Source organism: Arthrobacter sp. NPDC080086 (genome assembly GCF_040702285.1).
Window position 1 is genome coordinate 1 of the sequence record NZ_JBFBKP010000029.1, and the last position, 14939, is coordinate 14939.

A 14939-nucleotide genomic window follows, 5' to 3' on the forward strand; every position below is an offset into this window, starting at 1 on the left:
AGGGGATGCCTCAATGGGACGTGTGTGCTGGGAATCCCTTTCAGAGCCGATTGAGGGCGGTCACTTAAGCTGTGCGTGTGAGTATCAGCGCAGCCCAGGCGAGCCGTTTCTACCAAGAGGTCATCCTGCATCAGCGAGTCTGGGGAATTCGCGATTCCGGCGGTTTCCCTGCACCCCGCAATGGAGATGGCGAACGTAGCATGCCGTTCTGGTCGCTCCGAAGCAGAGCCGAGAAAGTGATCAGCAGCATTCCGGCGTACAGCGCGTTCGAAGTAGAGGAAATCCCTGTTGCTGTCTGGCGCACGCGGTGGATTGACGGACTCGACCGAGATGGCATTCTCGTGGGTCTCAACTGGTCGGGCGTTCGCGCAACGGGGTATGATATTCAGCCGCTTGAAATCCGTGCCCGGCTCGAGGCCGGTGGAGGCGCCCCACCAGAACAATGAGATCGGCCCGGTAAAGGATCCCTGAATGGACGCCCCCGGACCGTGCTTGCATCAGGCCTAGCCCATTACAGTTTTGTTGATTTCGGCCAGCCGATGCAGCGAGATTCCGGACGCTTGTTCTCTAACTAGAGGGTGGTCGATGGACGGGTCGAGCTCAATGTAGGGAACCATTCCTGGCGCCCTATTGTGCACGTGCGTCGCGATTGAGGTCGTGGGCGTCTCGTAGGGCAACTCATTGCATAGCCAGCCAAACACCGGGGGCATGGAAGCTCGTGCAGGATCATCCCAATGGTCAGCAATCTTTTGGATGCTTTCCTGGCTGAGGGAGACCCAAGCAGACCAGCTGAAGGCCTCACCGGGGGAATCAATGAGAGGGATCTCAATGTGTCCCCTAAGGAAATAATGCCGTTCTCCTCCGACTTCAAGCACGCATACGTCGCCGCTCAATTCGCCGGCTTTCCGTTCAGTTGCGCTGGCCTGCAGCCAAACGTCCGGAGCTTGGGCTCCGAAAACCGTAGCGAGCCCTCGGTGCGGCTCTCCGCACGTCCCGCAGCGCCATTCGTTCCCGCCCCGGCTACCCATTGATTCCGCCCCCCCGAGATTTCGTGAACACTTTTAGCTTCCCGAAGCCTACCTGCGAAGGAGCCCCCTTCCTCGGCTTCGCTGGAGGATCGTCCACGGGGCTCGTGTCCATCTTGGGGGTTCGCGCACCAGTCGGTACGGCCGTCGCTGTCCCATAAGGGGGCCGCCCGCTAACTGTCCCGTAAGACGGTCCCCTACTGCGACAACCCACCTCTGATCTGCGGCGTTACGGGGTCCCTGCTCAGGGTGTCCCGTATACCCCGCCCGCAAAATTGCCCGGTGAAGGTGCCCTATACGCTACACACTCAACCGTCTCCAAACCCATGGGATACGAGACGTCTCGCCGGTGCCGACCAGTCCCGAAACGGCGATGCCCCTAATTCCGCTGATTCTCAGGAAACTTCCCGGCGCCCGCGATTCTCATAACTACGTCACATAACTGTCTGGGCGAATCGGCGTATCCATTGTTAGTTATGAGACACCTTGTAGTCAGGTAAGGCGAGACTGATCGGCTACTGCGCTTTTCGGCGCGGCCGCAGTCAAGTGACCGGCAACAGGCAGACCGTCTGGCATCCGACGCCCGTCGGGATGACCCTTTAGTCGACCACGGCGTCTCGGGGTCACGCGTCGCCACCTCAGTTGGACCGGGCACTGGACGCGCTGGTCGAGGGCGTCACCCTCGTCTCACCACTCAGGACTGGCACGACGCTCCACCCAGAACATGTTTGCCTTCGCCGACGCACTCCGGACCCGCGGTGCCAGCCGCTGGATCCTGAACCTGCGCGGGAGCGACGTCGATACCTCACCCGTACTCAGTGATGCAGGGTTCGCGGGCCAGCCGGCTTCCTCGGTCATGCTGTACTCGTTGCCCGTATCGGCCCTCCTTGCCTCTGCCTCAGTGCAGTGTTCGCCTCATTACTAAAGCCGGATTCCTCACCAGGCGACTTCGCTCCTTACTGTGGTCAGCGGCCGCAAGGAAGTTCCATGAGAGGCTGACATGAATTGCAGCAACTAGCTGGGGGAAACAATGCTTTCAATCGTCGTGTCCGTGGTCGTATTTGTCGTGCCGGTGGCGGTGATCATCTTTGCCTTGTACTGGATCATCCGTATGGGCGTAAAGCACGGGCTGAGGTCCTACTACGCAGAGCGGAACCAGGAAGCGGAGACCTCCATCTAGGGTCCCTCCCTGAACTGCCGCTTAGTGTGTCTGCGCCCGCGCGAGCGCAGGGCGCGCAGGGAACCCCCAGCCCCTGAGCGGCCGCACCTGCACAGGAACGCCACAGTGTTGCCAAAGTCCTGCCCTATCTGCGCGGGCGAGGCTGGGTTCAGCCGCAAAGGTCGGCTGGCCCGGACCCCGGGCTCCAGAAAAGGAGCAACAAATGGCAAAGATCAACAAAACCACGGCGACCATCATGCTGGCAGCGGTGATCGGCGGCGGCGCGGTCGGCGCCGCCGCGGTTCCTGCAATGGCTGCGGACAGCACCGGATCGACGACCTCGAGCACCTCCACCAGTGGCACTTCATCGGCGGGCGGCTACGGGGCTGCCGGATCGAACGGCGGCCAGCGCGGACCGCACCAGGCGAATGGGAAGACCGAGGAGGTCCTCACCGGCGACACCGCAACCAAGGTGGAGGCAGCGGTCAAGGCAGCCCAGCCGGGTGCGACGATCGACCGGATGGAGACCGACGCCGACGGCGCCACCTACGAGGCCCACATCACGAAGGCCGACGGCACCCACTCGACGGTGCTCCTGGACGGCAACTTCACCGTGACCGGCACCGAAGACATGGGGCAGGGTGGACCGGGTGGCCACGGCGGCCCCGGTGACGGCGACGGCGACGGCGACGGCGGCCAGGGCGGCACGGGTCAGAACGACGCCGGCGCTCCCGCCACCAACGGCTGACGCGGCGGGGTCCCCGGCCGCAGGCCCGGGACCCCGTCCGTCCGGCAGCCGGAGGCTACCGGACGCTACCCGGCCGCCCGGAACCCATTCCCTCCACGCGGATGTGCCGCTAGGGTGCAGGCATTGACCCGATGTGAGGAGAGCGGATGCGCAAGGTAACGGCCGGATTGTTCAGCTCGGTGGACGGAGTGGTGGAGGACCCCTTCCTCTGGCAGTTCGACAGCTTCGACGCGGAACTGGGGGCCGGCATGGGCGAGATGATGGGCCGAATCGACGCCGGGTTGCTGGGCCGGGTTGGCTACCAGCAGTGGGCCGAGTACTGGCCCAACGCCCATGCCGATGACGATTTCGCCGCCTTCATCAACCCACTGCCCAAGTACGTGGCGTCGCGAACCCTCAGCGGGGACCTCGCCTGGCAAAACTCGCAGCTGATCCAGGGCCCGCTGGAGGACTTCGTCAAGGAGCTCAAGCAGGGCGACGGCGGCGACATCGGCGTCTTCAGCAGCATCTCCCTGGTCCGTCAGCTGTTCTTCGCCGGGCTTCTGGACAGCCTGATGCTGATCGTCCACCCGGTGGTGGCCGGCAGCGGCCGGAAGCTCTTCAACGACGGCGACCCGCTCAGCCGGCTGGAACTGCAGTCCTCCGAGCAGACCAGCAAGGGCAACATGATCCTCAGTTACGGGCGCCGGGACTGAACAGCGGCCTGGATGCGGGCGCCGGCAACGGCGAACCGTAAGCTTGGCGGGTGCAATTCTCCCTCTGGCTGGCCCTGGTCGGCGCCGGCGTCCTGATCAGCTTCACGCCCGGCGCGGGCGCCATCAACACCATGAGCAACTCGCTCAACTCCGGTTTCCGGCGCGCCATCTGGGGCATCCTGGGCCAGCAGGCGGCCCTGGTGGTGCACATCCTGATCGTGGCCCTCGGCGTCGGCGTGCTGGTGGCCAGCTCGCCGCTGGCGTTCAACATCATCCGCTACGCGGGCGCCGCGTACCTGGTGTATCTGGGCATCCAGCAGTTCCGGCACAAGCCGGACCTGGACCAGGAGAAAGCCGCGGCCCTGCGCAACGAGCCGGCGCTGTCCATGTTCCGCCGCGGGCTCTGGGTGAACCTGCTGAACCCGAAGGCGATCGTCTTCTTCCTGGCGTTCATGCCGCAGTTCATCCGACCCGACCAGCCGCTGGTGCCGCAATACCTGGTGCTGTCCCTGACCGTGATCGTGATCGACATCCTTGTCATGTGGTTCTTCTTCGCCGCTGCCGCCAAGACCTTCCAGCGGTTCACCCACGACGCACACGGTCAACGGATCCTCAACCGCGTCTTCGGCGTCCTGTTCATGGCCGTCGGCGTGCTGCTGGCCCTCATTCACTAAGGGCCTCCCTACACCGCGCCCTGGGTCAGCTTCCGCAGCTCGGCCTTGCGGATCTTGCCGCTGGCAGTCAGGGGCATCTGGTCCACAAACACCACGGACTTCGGGATCTTGTACCTTGCCAGCTTCCCGTCCAGGTGCGCGCGCAGCTCCTCCTCGGTCAGCCGCGCCCCGTCCCGCAGCGACACCACTGCCTGCGGAACCTCGCCCCACTTCTCGTCGGCCACACCGATCACCGCCACGCTGCCGACGGCGTCGAGCTCGGCGATCACCTGTTCCACCTCGGCCGGGTAGATGTTCTCCCCGCCGGAGATGATCATGTCCTTGAGCCGGTCGGAGATGAAGACGAAGCCGTCGTCGTCCGTGTACCCCATGTCGCCGGACTTGAACCAGCCGTCCGGGGTGTACGACTCGGCCGTGGCCTCGGGCCGGTTCCAGTATTCACGGATGACGTTGGGGCCCTTGATCTGGATCTCCCCCACCGTTCCTGGCGCGGCCGGGCCGGCATCGGGCTCCAGCGGGTCCGCCACCCGGACGTCGGTGAAGAAGTGCGGCAGTCCGGAGGAACCGGCCTTTTCCCGGGACCGTGCCGCCGGCAGCGTGGTGGCGCCCGGGGCGGTCTCGGTCATGCCGTAGCCGTTGGAGAAATGCAATCCGCGCCGTTCGTAGGCGTCCAGGACCCGGAGGGGAACGGCCGAGCCGCCGCAGGTGAGCTTGTTCAGCGAGCCCAGCGCCGTGGCTTCCCAGTCCGGGTGCTCGCAGAGCATCTGGAACGTGGTGGGAACCCCGCTGAGGGTGGTGGCCCGGTGCCGCTGGATCAGTTCCAGCGTCCGGCGCGGGTCGAAGCGGGCCTCCAGGACCACGGTGCCGCCCTTGAGCAGCGTGGGCAGCACGCCCATGTCCAGCGAGGCCACGTGGAACATCGGCGAGATCATCAGGGCCACGTCGGTCGAGGAGAAGTCGAAGTCCACCAGCACGTTGATGCAGTTCCAGGTGATGTTGCCGTGAGTGAGCAGCGCCCCCTTGGGGCTGCCGGTGGTGCCGGAGGTGTAGAGGATCATGGCCCCGTCGTCGAGGGTCACGGGCACGTCCGGCGCCTGGGGAGACCCGGCGGCGAGCGCCTGCTCGTAGTCCTCGACGGCGGCGCCCGCGCCCCCTTCGACGCCCCCGCCCGGTTCGGCGCCGGACACCGCTTCGGTGCCGGCCGCGCCGGTCGTGCCGCCGTCGTCGACCACCAGGCGGGTCCGGACGCCGGTGCCGGCGGCGCCGCGCCCGGCGAGCCCGGCCAGGCTGGCCGCGTGGACCAAGACGGCGGCGCCGCAGTCCTGCAGCTGGAACTGGATCTCCGGTGGGGCCAGGCGGGTGTTCAGCGGGACGAACACGGCACCCAGCAGCCCGGCGGCGAAAAGCGTCTCCAGGAAGGCTGGATCGTTCTCGCCCAGGTAGGCCACGCGGTGGCCTTTGACGACGCCGCGGCGGCCCAAGGCGTCGGCCAGCCGCGCGGCCCGCTCGGCCAGCTGCGCGTACGTCACGTTCCGCTCGCCGGCGATCACGGCGGTTTTGGTGCCCGACTTGGGACTGCGCCGTTGCAGCCATGAGCCGATGCCGAAGTTCTCCACGGCAGGTCCTTTCGAGAGGGGGAGCCGGTGGGCGGCTTACTTGTAGAAGCGGGCGAGGAACTCGGCGACGACGGCGGGCCGCTCCTGGCCCTCGATCTCGATGGTGTTGGACACCTTGATCTGGGCGCCGCCCTTGACCTCGGTGACCTCGGCGATGGTGGCCTGCATCCGGATGCGCGAGCCCACTTTCACCGGGGAAGTGAAACGAACCTTGTCCAAACCGTAGTTGACCTTGGTGGTGACGCCCTCGACGTCGAACAGCTCGCCCCAGAACGGGATGATCAGGGACAGGGTCAGGAAGCCGTGCGCGATCGGGGCGCCAAACGGTCCTTCCTTGGCGCGTTCGACGTCGACGTGGATCCACTGATCATCGCCGGTGGCGTCGGCGAACTTGTTGATCTGTTCCTGCGTGATTTCGCGGTAGTCGGTGACGCCGAGGTCGGTTCCGGCGAGGGTGAGCAGCTTGTCGAAGTCGACGACGAGGTTGGGCATGGCGGGCTCCTGGGGTTGCGGGCTGGTTAGTGGGTGAAGGCGCTGTGGCCGGTGAGGGCGCGGCCGATGATGAGGGCGTTAATGTCGTGCGTGCCCTCGTAGGAATAGATCGCTTCGGCGTCGGCGTGGAAGCGGGCGACGTCGGCCTCCAGCGTGATGCCGTTGCCGCCGACCACCTCCCGTGCCAGCGCCACGGTCTGGCGCATCAGCAGGGAGGTCTGCATCTTGGCCAGCGCCGAATCCTGGTCCCGGTAGACGCCGCGGTCCTGCTGTTCGGTCAGCCGGACCACCAGCGAGAGGGCGGAGGTGACGTTGCCGAGCATCCGGGCGAGCTTTTCCTGGACCAGCTGGAACGAGCCCAGCGGCCGGCCGAACTGCTGCCGCTCGGTGACGTAGCGGAGGGCCGCCTCGAAGGCGCCGGCGGCGGTGCCGGTGGCGATCCAGGCGACGTCGGAGCGCATCATCCGCAGCATTGCGGCGACGTCGCGGAACGAGTCGACGTTGTGCAGCCGCATCGCCTCGGGCACTCGGACATCCGTCAACGTGATGTGGGCGTTCTGCATCATCCGCAGCGACGCCTTGCCGTGGATTTTCTCCAGGGTCACGCCTTCGGCCTGCCGGTCCACCAGGAAGCCCTTGACCTGCCCGTCGCCCTCGTCGCGGGCGAAGACGGCCAAGACGTCGGCGGTCAGGGCTCCCCCGATCCAGCGTTTGGCCCCGTTGAGAATCCAGTCCCCGCCGTCGCGCCGGGCGCTGGTGGCCAGGCCGCCGGCGATATCCGAGCCGTGCTCCGGTTCGGTCAGGGAGAAGACGCCCTTGAGCGAGAAATCGAGGACCCTCGGCAGCCATTCGGCCCGCTGCTCCGGGGAAGCGCCCACCGTGACGGCCGTCCGGAAAAGGCCGGCCTGGGCGGTGTAGAAGGTGGCCAGCGAGGCGTCCGTGCGCGCCAGCTCGAAGATCCGGAAGCCGTGGTAGATCCCGCGGGCCGGGGTGTGGCCGGGTCCGGGCGGGCCGGTCAGCTCGGCCGGTTCCATCAGGTCCAGGTCGATCAGCGGGCCGGTCAGCTGGTCCGGGAACTCGCCGCGCTCCCAGTAGTCGGCCAGCAGCGGGTGTGCCTGCTCGTCGAGGAAGGTCCGCAGCCGGCCCAGCACCCGCCGCTCCGCGTCGGTGAGCAGCGCCTCGGCGTCGTAGTAGTCGCAGACGCCGTAGAGGCGTTCCGTGGTTTCCGCGCCCATCTCAACCACCGAGTCCGAGCAGGCGGACGGCGTTGGCCTTGAGGATCTTCGGACGGACCTCGTCCTTGAGCGGCAGCTCGGCGAAGGCGCCGAGCCATTTCTGCGGGGTGATCAGCGGGAAATCGGTGCCGAAGAGGACTTTGTCCTGCAGCACCGAGTTCGACATCCGCACCAGCGACTCCGGGAAGTATTTCGGGGACCAGCCGGAGAGGTCGATGAACACGTTGGCCTTGTGTGTGGCGATCGAGTTCGCCTCGTCCTGCCAGGGCACGGACGGGTGGGCCATGATGATCTGCAGTTCCGGGAAGTCCGCGGCCACGGCGTCGAGCAGCAGCGGGTTGGAGTAGGCGAGCTTGATGCCGTAGCCGCCCGGCAGCCCAGCGCCCATGCCGTTCTGCCCGGTGTGGAAAATCGCCGGGAGCCCCAGCTCCTGCAGCCTCTCCCAGAGCGGATAGAACTGCTCGTTCGAGGGGTCGAAGCCCTGCAGGCTGGGGTGGAACTTGAAGCCGCGGGCGCCGAGCTCCTCCGCCTGGTGGCGGGCGCCGGTGATGGCGTCCGGGCCGGTGCGCGGGTCGACGCTGCCGAACGGAATCAGCACGTCATTGTTGCGTGCGGCGCCGGCGATCAGCTCGGGAATGCTGTTGGGTTCGTGCTTGAGCTGGGTGCGGGCGTCCACGGTGAAGACGACGGCGGCCATGTTCAGTTCGCGGTAGATCTCGGCGATCCGGTCCAGCGACGGCGTCCGGTCTTCGGCCTTGAAGTACTTGGCGGAGGCCTCGGTGAGGGTTTCGGGCAAGGAATTGTGGCCGCAGCTGTCCACCTCGAGGTGGACGTGCATGTCGATCGCGTCGAGCGCGGCAGCGTCGATGGCGGGTTCGTACCGGGTCGAGGCCATCTCAGCGGGCCTGGGCCGGTTCGGGCTGCAGCTCCTCCGGCAGCGGCAGGAACTCCTCGCCCACGCTCTGCAGCTTGTCGCCGAAGAGTGAGTCGAAGTTCTCCACGAGGGCCTGGTAGCCCCAGCCGCCCTCGCGGTATTCGGTGGCGGCGGCTTCCGGGTGGGTCCAGAGCTGGAGCCGGTCGCCGCCGGCGCCGATGGCCTGGCCGGTGATCCCGGCGGCGGCGTCGGAGGCCAGGAACGCGACCAGCCCGGCGACGTCGTCGGCGGTGCCGAAGCCCAGCTCGTGACGGAAGAAGGCCGGCATGGCCTCGCCGCGCTCGTCCGCTTCGACGGCCTTTTGGAAGTACGGGACGGTCTTGGTCATGGCGGTGGCGGCCACGGGGATGACGGCGTTGGCGGTGACTCCGGCCTTCTTCATCTCCAGCGCCCAGGTGCGGACCATGCCCACGATCCCGGCTTTGGCGGCGGCGTAGTTGGTCTGGCCGAAGTTGCCACGCTGGCCGGTGGGCGAACCGATGGTGATGATGCGGCCCGGAATCTGGTTTTCCTTGAAGTAGCCGAACGCCTCCCGGGCGCAGGTGAAGGTGCCCTTGAGGTGGACGTTGATGACGGCGTCGAAGTTCTCGTCCGTCATTTTCAGCAGGCTCTTGTCCCGCAGGATGCCGGCGTTGGTGACCAGGATGTCCAGCCGGCCGAACGTGTCGACCGCCGTCTGGACCAGCCGCCTGGCTACCTCGGAGCTGCCCACGGGGGCGACGACGGCGGTGGCGCGGCCGCCGTCGGCCTCGATGGTGCGGACGGCGTCGGCTGCAACCGCCTCGTCAACGTCGTTGACGACGACGGCGGCGCCCTGCCGGGCCAGTTCCCGGGCGTAGGCCAGGCCCAGCCCCCGACCGCTGCCGGTGACGATCGCTACTTTTCCTGCGAGGCTCATTGCCGCTCCTTTGCTAGCTGCCGCGCGTCCTGCACGGCGGCGTGGGACGTTGTTCTGGATCCATGAAAGTATGGATAATTGAGAAAGTCAATGATTCATTTTGTCGACCATTGGAGCCGGAATGACGATCGAAGCCGCGGACGCACCGGGCACGGACCGGGCGCCGAAGCTCACGGCCGCGCCCATAGCCGGCGATGCCGGATTCCTGCTGGCAAAGCTCCATGCCGCCGGCTCGGTCCTGAACAACCGGGCGCTGGCCGGGTTCGGGTTGAAGGAGCGCTCCTTCTCCGTGCTGGCCCTTGCCGCCTCCGGGCTGGAGCCGACCCAGCGCGAGATGGCGGAGTTCCTCAGCCTGGATCCCAGCCAGATCGTGGCCCTGATCGATGAACTGGAGGGCCGGGGGCTGGTGATGCGCGCCCCCGGGAAACAGGACCGGCGGGCCAAGACCGTCACCACCACCGACGACGGCGATGCCGTCTTCCGGCAGGCAACGGCGGCGGCCCGGCGGGCCGAGGCCGACGCCCTGGCCCGGCTCAGCGCCGAGGAGGCCGGTCAGTTGAAGGCCCTGCTCCGGAAGGCGCTGTGGGGTTAGGGAGCCGGACTATTCGATGAGCGTGCCACCGGCAAGATGCCGGTTGCGCGTCTCGATCAGCTGTTTGAGGTAGCGGGCGAGCAGCGCTTTCTCGACCAGACGCCCGAGGGGGCCGAACGGCGCCGAGAACTCGATGCGGTCCAGCATGAGGGTTCCTGCCCCGTCCGCCCTGAATTCATGAACGTGCCGGAAGCGCCGGAACGGACCCCTCACCTGCTCGTCGACGAAGGAGTCGGGCGCGTACATCTCAGTAATCCGGCTGGTCATGTGCAGCGGAATGCCGAAATGGTGGGCCCGCCAGGTCACTTCCTCGCCGAGGGAAATGAGGCCCGAGGTCACCCCGCCGATGGCTTCTTCCCGGGAGTGCGCCAGGGAATCCATGTGGACGTCGATGTTGCGCGCACGATCAAACATTTCCGCCGGGGGCATGGTGGTCCGCGTCCTGCATTCGAAAGTGACGGCCATCGTCAGAGTATTGCAGGGTTTTGACCCCGCCCTGATCCGCATTCGATATCCCGCTCCCGCTATTTCACCCGGGCCGTCCCTATGTAAGACTGCCCGCATGGACGATCCGCGAAGCCGCATCCTTCCCCTTCTCCGCCAAGGCGAGCAGCTGTTGTGGGCCGGCCAACCTGATCCGAAGGTTCGTTTCACCGGTGTCGATGCATTCCTCATTCCCTTCAGCATTCTGTGGGCAGGATTCGCGGTCTTTTGGGAAGTCACGGCCATCCGCACAGCCTCTCAGCCATTCTTCGTGATCTGGGGTGTGCCGTTCGTCCTGCTGGGCCTTTATTTCATCTTCGGCCGGTTCATCGTGAAAGGGCGCCGGAAGCGGATCACAGCCTATGGACTTACTGACCGCAGGGCGATTGTCTGCGTCGGTGACCGGACCGTCGTGGATTCCCCGCTGGGCAATGTGCCCACCAAGATCGACCGATCACGCGACGGCCGCCATGCGAATGTGGTGTTCGGCCAGCAGGGTTTGATGGGGGGTGTCGGCGTGTATCAGAACACCGGTCTCGACTTCATGGGTCTGGGAATGGGCCAGGCCGTCGCCTTTTACGACGTTGCCGATCCCGGCGATCTGCTGAGGGCGCTGGACCACGTCGGGGTTCGGTGAGCGTGAACGTGGGCGAACCCGCACGAACAGTCTTCCCCTCGCCTCGCAGGCTGCCGCCGGCAGTGAACGGCCCGACGATTCCCGCATGATTCGACCCATTACTACCGGAGGTAGCTCTTGAAGCTCTTGCTGACATCAGGCGGCGTCACGAATCCGAGCATCCGCTCCGCGCTGCTTGACCTCCTGGACAAGCCCATAGAGGAGTGCCACGCCCTGGCCATCCCCACGGCACAGTGGGGGCACCCCGCGTGCGGACCGGCGTCGGCGCAGCGTTTCGTGTCCGCGGGGGCCGGCTCGCCGCACATGTCCGGCCTGGGCTGGGCATCGGTCGGCGTCCTTGAACTCACCGCGCTGCCGAGTATTGGGCAGGAACGATGGGTCCCGTGGGTCCGGGATGCCGACGTGCTCCTGGTCGACGGCGGTGACGCAAGCTACCTGGCCCACTGGATCCGCGAGTCCGGTCTGGGCAAAATCCTGCCGTCGCTCACCGAAACGGTCTGGGTCGGGGTAAGCGCCGGGAGTATGGTCATGGCTCCGCGGATCGGGAAGGACTTCGTCCACTGGCCATCGGCGCCGGACGACCGCACCCTTGGAGTGGTGGACTTCGCGATCTTCCCGCACCTGTTCGCCTTCCCGACCAACACCATGGCCGACGCCGAACGGTGGGCGGAGGAGCTGGGCACCCCGGCCTACGCCATCGACGAGCAGACTGCCATCGCAGTGGTCGACGGCTCCGTCGACGTGATTTCCGAGGGAACCTGGAGGAGGTTCGGCTAACGCTGTGGCCGCTAGTCCCGGACCCCCGCAAGCCAGTCCAGGAGAATTGGCATCGCTCCCGCCGGGTACAGCGGACGGTCAAGTGCCCTGATGCGCCTCCAGCCCACGGGGCTGCCTTCATCCAGTACCCGCAGCTCTGCGTCCAGCGGCAGGCCATCCAGACAGTCCGAGTCAACCGCGAAGACATGGACAATCTCGTGACCGATCATCCCCTCGAAGGTGAAGATATTTTCCAGGACGCCGAGCATGTGCACTGCCGCCAAACTCACCCCAAGTTCCTCGACGAATTCACGGCGAAGGGCTTCTTCGGCGGTTTCGCCAAACTCGATTCCTCCCCCGATTGCTCGGTGGAAAACCTCTCCTGTTGAGGAGTCGGATCCATCCGAAACGAGAACACATCCGTTGCGGACCGGCAGTCCCACAGCCAGGTTTCGGATCGAGTGCATGGTCGCCATCCTAGGAGCCGCTGCATGCTGGAACGCGTTGGCTACACCCGGCGTTCGTTGTCCGGCTGTGCGGCCGGTGTTAGCGTGGGGGCGATTGGGGGAGGTGCTGTGGCGGGTTTGGACTTGCTGGAACGCTTTGTACAGCTGGATGTCGCGGTCCGCGCGACCTTCGCTTCCGGACTGCCTCCTATCGCGGCCGTAGCGCTTTTGGCGCTGGTCATTGCCACGGCCATCCTCATGGCCCACACCTTTGAGGCACTTCTCAACCGCCGCGTTGTCGTCAGTGGCGGCGCCGTCGTCGGTGTTACCGACAGGCCGCTCAGGCGGCCACCCCTCTCAGCCGCGTGGCCGCCGCCCGCCGGCGGCCCGGGTCCGCGCGCTCCTGGCGGTTACGCAAACCGCCCCTGAGCATTCAGTAACCGCAGTCCACAGTCTGACCCTTCGCGGGCAGAGCCAATTCGACCGGCTGCTCCTTACCGGCTCACTGGGCGACATCGTCACCGAGTCATTCGCCACCACCGCCTGGAGTTTATTGCCGTGTCCCCGCACATCCCCGTACGCCCGGTGCCTGCGATGCACCGCCCGCTCAATTCCCGAACCATCCGCCGCCTCGCCTTGCAGTATCGCCTGGGCCGCCGCCTCTACCGCCGCGTGGCACTGCGGACCCTCTCGTTCGGCGGCTGGGTCTGGCTCGCTGCCGGCTCGGCCATTGGATTCGAAGCCTTCGACATCCTCTTCGGCACCTTCGCCGTGGCTCCCGAACTGCTCCCGTTCGCCGTCCTGGGGATCGCTCTGGTCTGGTACTTCCGGGGACGGTTGAGGCGGCTTCTGGCGCGTGCCCGCGCACACCGACGGCTCTGGAGGCTATCCGGAGGTCGGTGGTGGCGACGAAAGCTAGCCTGACCGGACCCGCGCCTACCCGGCCGCCACGAGTTCGACTTCGAAGCCGTCCGAATTCACCAGATACCCGGCGTAGTGGTCGGGGCCGCCGGCGTACGGGTACCTGTCGGCGAAAAGCTGCTGCCAGCCGTGGCCGGCCCCCTCCCTGATGAGGGTGTCCACCTGCTCCCGGGGTCCGGCGTGGAAAGCCAGGTGGTTCAGGCCGGGAGAGGTTCGCTCGTGCAGACGGCCGCTCAGGGCCGGGGACTCTTCGGCCACGATGTAGGTTCCGCCGAGCCGCCAGCTGCTCCCCAGATCCCAGTTCTGGAAGGGGTCGTATCCCCGCCGACCGAGAATCCAGCCCCACTCTTCCCGGGCCCGGCCGATGTGGGGAACCCACAGTTCGATGTGGTGCAGGGACCCGGCGGCAGGAGTCTTCACGGTGCGAGTCTCCCACAGCAGGACGGCGGTGACGTGGCAGACTGCCAGTGTGATCCCGTCCCTCACCCTGCCCGCGACCCTGCACACCCCCGCCCGGGAGCTGACGCTGCGCAGGGCCACCGAGAATGACCTCGCCGCCCTGATGCGGCTCCTCGCCGACGACCCGATCAGTGCGTCAAGAGGCGACCAGGCCGATGCCTCGGATACCGAGGCCTACCGCTCCGCGCTGCTGGAGATCACCGCCGACGCCGGCAACGAGCTGCTCGTCGTGACGGACGACGGCGGTGAGCTGATGGGCACGATGCAGCTCACCAGGATCCCCGGCATGGCCCGGCGCGGTTCCACCCGGCTCCTGGTGGAAGCCGTCCGCGTCCGCAGCGACACCCGTTCGGGAGGAATCGGAACGGCCATGATGCGCTGGGTCACCGACACCGCTGCGCCGGCATTTGGCGCGTCCCTGGTGCAGCTCACCTCGGACGAGGCCCGCAAGGATGCCCACCGGTTTTACGAGCGGCTGGGCTTTGTGGGATCCCACCGCGGTTTCAAATACCCGATCCCGTCTCCGGCCGGCAGCAAATGACATGTGCCTCCGTGGCCGCCCGGGCGTCCCTCGGTGTGATCACTGCGGCGTGCGCAACCCTGTTCGCGCTCACCGGCTGCGACTATGCGCCCGCGCCGGACAGGCCAACGGCAACAGCGCCGACAACGGCGTCGGCGACTGCCCAAGCGTCGACGACGGCCTCCGCCCTGCGCGGCACCACCCAAACCAACAGGTTCCATCTGCCCACCAGCTACACGAGCGCGGAGGGAGATACGTGGGACGGCATCGCGCAGGCCTTCGGGATGCCGACCTCATATCTCCGGTCCTTCAACCCCACCGCGACCCTCGCCGCCGGCACCGTCCTGGATCTCCGGGGCAGGAACCTGCCGCAGCGGGGCGCCAACGGGACTTTTGACGAGCAGGCCGACGGCTCCGGAACCTACACCGTCAAACCGGAGGACTCCTTCCTGGGGCTCACCAGCCGGTTCGGCGTCCCCCAGTACGCCATTCGGGCGGCCAACGCCTCCATCCGCGGCATGGATGGGGTGCTTTCGGTCGAGCCCGGCGAATCCATCACCATTCCCAGCAGCCGCCGCTGACACGGCCGGCGGGCCGGCGTCACTTCTGTCTGCGTGACCGGTCACACAGCGTCCTTTGCTGGTCAACG

At 66.6% G+C, this 14939-nt stretch carries 20 protein-coding genes; 11 read left to right on the forward strand and 9 right to left on the reverse strand.

Translation table 11 applies throughout. The features are described 5' to 3' along the window. Nucleotides 1-77: 77 nt before the first annotated feature. The gene (locus AB0305_RS11625) at nucleotides 78-446 is read left to right on the forward strand and encodes a DUF2750 domain-containing protein (protein ID WP_364134416.1); all 369 of its coding nucleotides are present in this window, start codon (nucleotides 78-80) and stop codon (nucleotides 444-446) included. Between the two features lie 57 nt (nucleotides 447-503). Here AB0305_RS11625 and AB0305_RS11630 read toward each other — a convergent pair whose 3' ends face one another. Then, nucleotides 504-1028 (reverse strand): DUF2199 domain-containing protein, encoded by a 525-nt coding sequence (locus AB0305_RS11630; RefSeq protein WP_364134419.1) that lies wholly within the window; start codon nucleotides 1026-1028, stop codon nucleotides 504-506. Between the two features lie 1027 nt (nucleotides 1029-2055). On the opposite strand from AB0305_RS11630, the gene AB0305_RS11635 reads away from it, so the two are divergent. The 4 genes from AB0305_RS11635 (at nucleotide 2056) to AB0305_RS11650 (ending at nucleotide 4301) form a co-directional block, all read left to right on the forward strand. Then, entirely contained in the window at nucleotides 2056-2205 is a 150-nt protein-coding gene (locus AB0305_RS11635; RefSeq protein WP_364134422.1) for a hypothetical protein, read from the forward strand. A gap of 202 nt (nucleotides 2206-2407) precedes the next feature. Next, nucleotides 2408-2932, forward strand: coding sequence for a hypothetical protein (locus AB0305_RS11640; RefSeq protein ID WP_364134425.1), 525 nt, complete (start codon nucleotides 2408-2410; stop codon nucleotides 2930-2932). 146 nt (nucleotides 2933-3078) lie between these two features. Beyond that, nucleotides 3079-3627, forward strand: coding sequence for a dihydrofolate reductase family protein (locus tag AB0305_RS11645; protein WP_364134428.1), 549 nt, complete (start codon nucleotides 3079-3081; stop codon nucleotides 3625-3627). 50 nt (nucleotides 3628-3677) lie between these two features. Next, complete coding sequence (locus tag AB0305_RS11650) at nucleotides 3678-4301, forward strand: LysE family transporter (RefSeq protein WP_364134431.1); 624 nt, start codon at nucleotides 3678-3680, stop codon at nucleotides 4299-4301. Nucleotides 4302-4309: 8 nt separating this feature from the next. On the opposite strand, the gene AB0305_RS11655 is transcribed toward AB0305_RS11650, so the two are convergent. Genes AB0305_RS11655 through AB0305_RS11675 form a run of 5 tightly spaced genes read right to left on the reverse strand, consistent with a single transcriptional unit; the run spans nucleotide 4310 to nucleotide 9476 of the window. After that, entirely contained in the window at nucleotides 4310-5917 is a 1608-nt protein-coding gene (locus tag AB0305_RS11655; RefSeq protein WP_364134434.1) for a long-chain fatty acid--CoA ligase, read from the reverse strand. 36 nt (nucleotides 5918-5953) lie between these two features. Continuing rightward, the gene (locus AB0305_RS11660; RefSeq protein WP_364134437.1) at nucleotides 5954-6409 is read right to left on the reverse strand and encodes a MaoC family dehydratase; all 456 of its coding nucleotides are present in this window, start codon (nucleotides 6407-6409) and stop codon (nucleotides 5954-5956) included. A gap of 26 nt (nucleotides 6410-6435) precedes the next feature. Beyond that, nucleotides 6436-7644 carry an acyl-CoA dehydrogenase family protein gene (locus AB0305_RS11665; protein ID WP_364134440.1) on the reverse strand — a complete coding sequence of 403 codons (1209 nt, stop codon included), beginning with the start codon at nucleotides 7642-7644 and terminating at the stop codon, nucleotides 6436-6438. Between the two features lies 1 nt (nucleotide 7645). Further along, the gene (locus AB0305_RS11670; RefSeq protein ID WP_364134443.1) at nucleotides 7646-8539 is read right to left on the reverse strand and encodes an amidohydrolase family protein; all 894 of its coding nucleotides are present in this window, start codon (nucleotides 8537-8539) and stop codon (nucleotides 7646-7648) included. A gap of 1 nt (nucleotide 8540) precedes the next feature. Then, nucleotides 8541-9476: an SDR family NAD(P)-dependent oxidoreductase gene (locus AB0305_RS11675; protein WP_364134446.1), complete on the reverse strand. Its 936-nt coding sequence runs from the start codon at nucleotides 9474-9476 to the stop codon at nucleotides 8541-8543. A 121-nt stretch (nucleotides 9477-9597) separates the two neighbouring features. Here AB0305_RS11675 and AB0305_RS11680 point away from each other — a divergent pair, with 121 nt between their 5' ends. After that, nucleotides 9598-10068: a MarR family winged helix-turn-helix transcriptional regulator gene (locus AB0305_RS11680; protein ID WP_364134449.1), complete on the forward strand. Its 471-nt coding sequence runs from the start codon at nucleotides 9598-9600 to the stop codon at nucleotides 10066-10068. A 9-nt stretch (nucleotides 10069-10077) separates the two neighbouring features. Here the strand turns inward: AB0305_RS11680 and AB0305_RS11685 are convergent, their stop codons facing one another. After that, nucleotides 10078-10533, reverse strand: a complete 456-nt coding sequence (locus AB0305_RS11685) for an SRPBCC family protein (RefSeq protein WP_364134452.1) — start codon at nucleotides 10531-10533, stop codon at nucleotides 10078-10080. Nucleotides 10534-10630: 97 nt separating this feature from the next. Between AB0305_RS11685 and AB0305_RS11690 the strand changes: the two genes are divergently transcribed. Together AB0305_RS11690 and AB0305_RS11695 are read left to right on the forward strand one after the other, a co-directional pair. After that, nucleotides 10631-11188: a hypothetical protein gene (locus AB0305_RS11690; RefSeq protein WP_364134455.1), complete on the forward strand. Its 558-nt coding sequence runs from the start codon at nucleotides 10631-10633 to the stop codon at nucleotides 11186-11188. 117 nt (nucleotides 11189-11305) lie between these two features. Then, the gene (locus tag AB0305_RS11695; protein ID WP_364134458.1) at nucleotides 11306-11965 is read left to right on the forward strand and encodes a Type 1 glutamine amidotransferase-like domain-containing protein; all 660 of its coding nucleotides are present in this window, start codon (nucleotides 11306-11308) and stop codon (nucleotides 11963-11965) included. An 11-nt stretch (nucleotides 11966-11976) separates the two neighbouring features. On the opposite strand, the gene AB0305_RS11700 is transcribed toward AB0305_RS11695, so the two are convergent. Further along, nucleotides 11977-12411 (reverse strand): NUDIX domain-containing protein, encoded by a 435-nt coding sequence (locus AB0305_RS11700; RefSeq protein WP_364134461.1) that lies wholly within the window; start codon nucleotides 12409-12411, stop codon nucleotides 11977-11979. A 537-nt stretch (nucleotides 12412-12948) separates the two neighbouring features. On the opposite strand from AB0305_RS11700, the gene AB0305_RS11705 reads away from it, so the two are divergent. Next, complete coding sequence (locus AB0305_RS11705; protein WP_366173005.1) at nucleotides 12949-13314, forward strand: hypothetical protein; 366 nt, start codon at nucleotides 12949-12951, stop codon at nucleotides 13312-13314. Between the two features lie 12 nt (nucleotides 13315-13326). Here the strand turns inward: AB0305_RS11705 and AB0305_RS11710 are convergent, their stop codons facing one another. After that, nucleotides 13327-13731, reverse strand: coding sequence for a VOC family protein (locus AB0305_RS11710; RefSeq protein ID WP_364134467.1), 405 nt, complete (start codon nucleotides 13729-13731; stop codon nucleotides 13327-13329). 49 nt (nucleotides 13732-13780) lie between these two features. On the opposite strand from AB0305_RS11710, the gene AB0305_RS11715 reads away from it, so the two are divergent. Together AB0305_RS11715 and AB0305_RS11720 are read left to right on the forward strand one after the other, a co-directional pair. After that, nucleotides 13781-14311: a GNAT family N-acetyltransferase gene (locus tag AB0305_RS11715; RefSeq protein ID WP_364134470.1), complete on the forward strand. Its 531-nt coding sequence runs from the start codon at nucleotides 13781-13783 to the stop codon at nucleotides 14309-14311. Beyond that, nucleotides 14308-14871: a LysM peptidoglycan-binding domain-containing protein gene (locus tag AB0305_RS11720; RefSeq protein WP_366173008.1), complete on the forward strand. Its 564-nt coding sequence runs from the start codon at nucleotides 14308-14310 to the stop codon at nucleotides 14869-14871. Before AB0305_RS11715 ends, AB0305_RS11720 begins: the two co-directional genes overlap by 4 nt. Nucleotides 14872-14939: the final 68 nt, after the last annotated feature.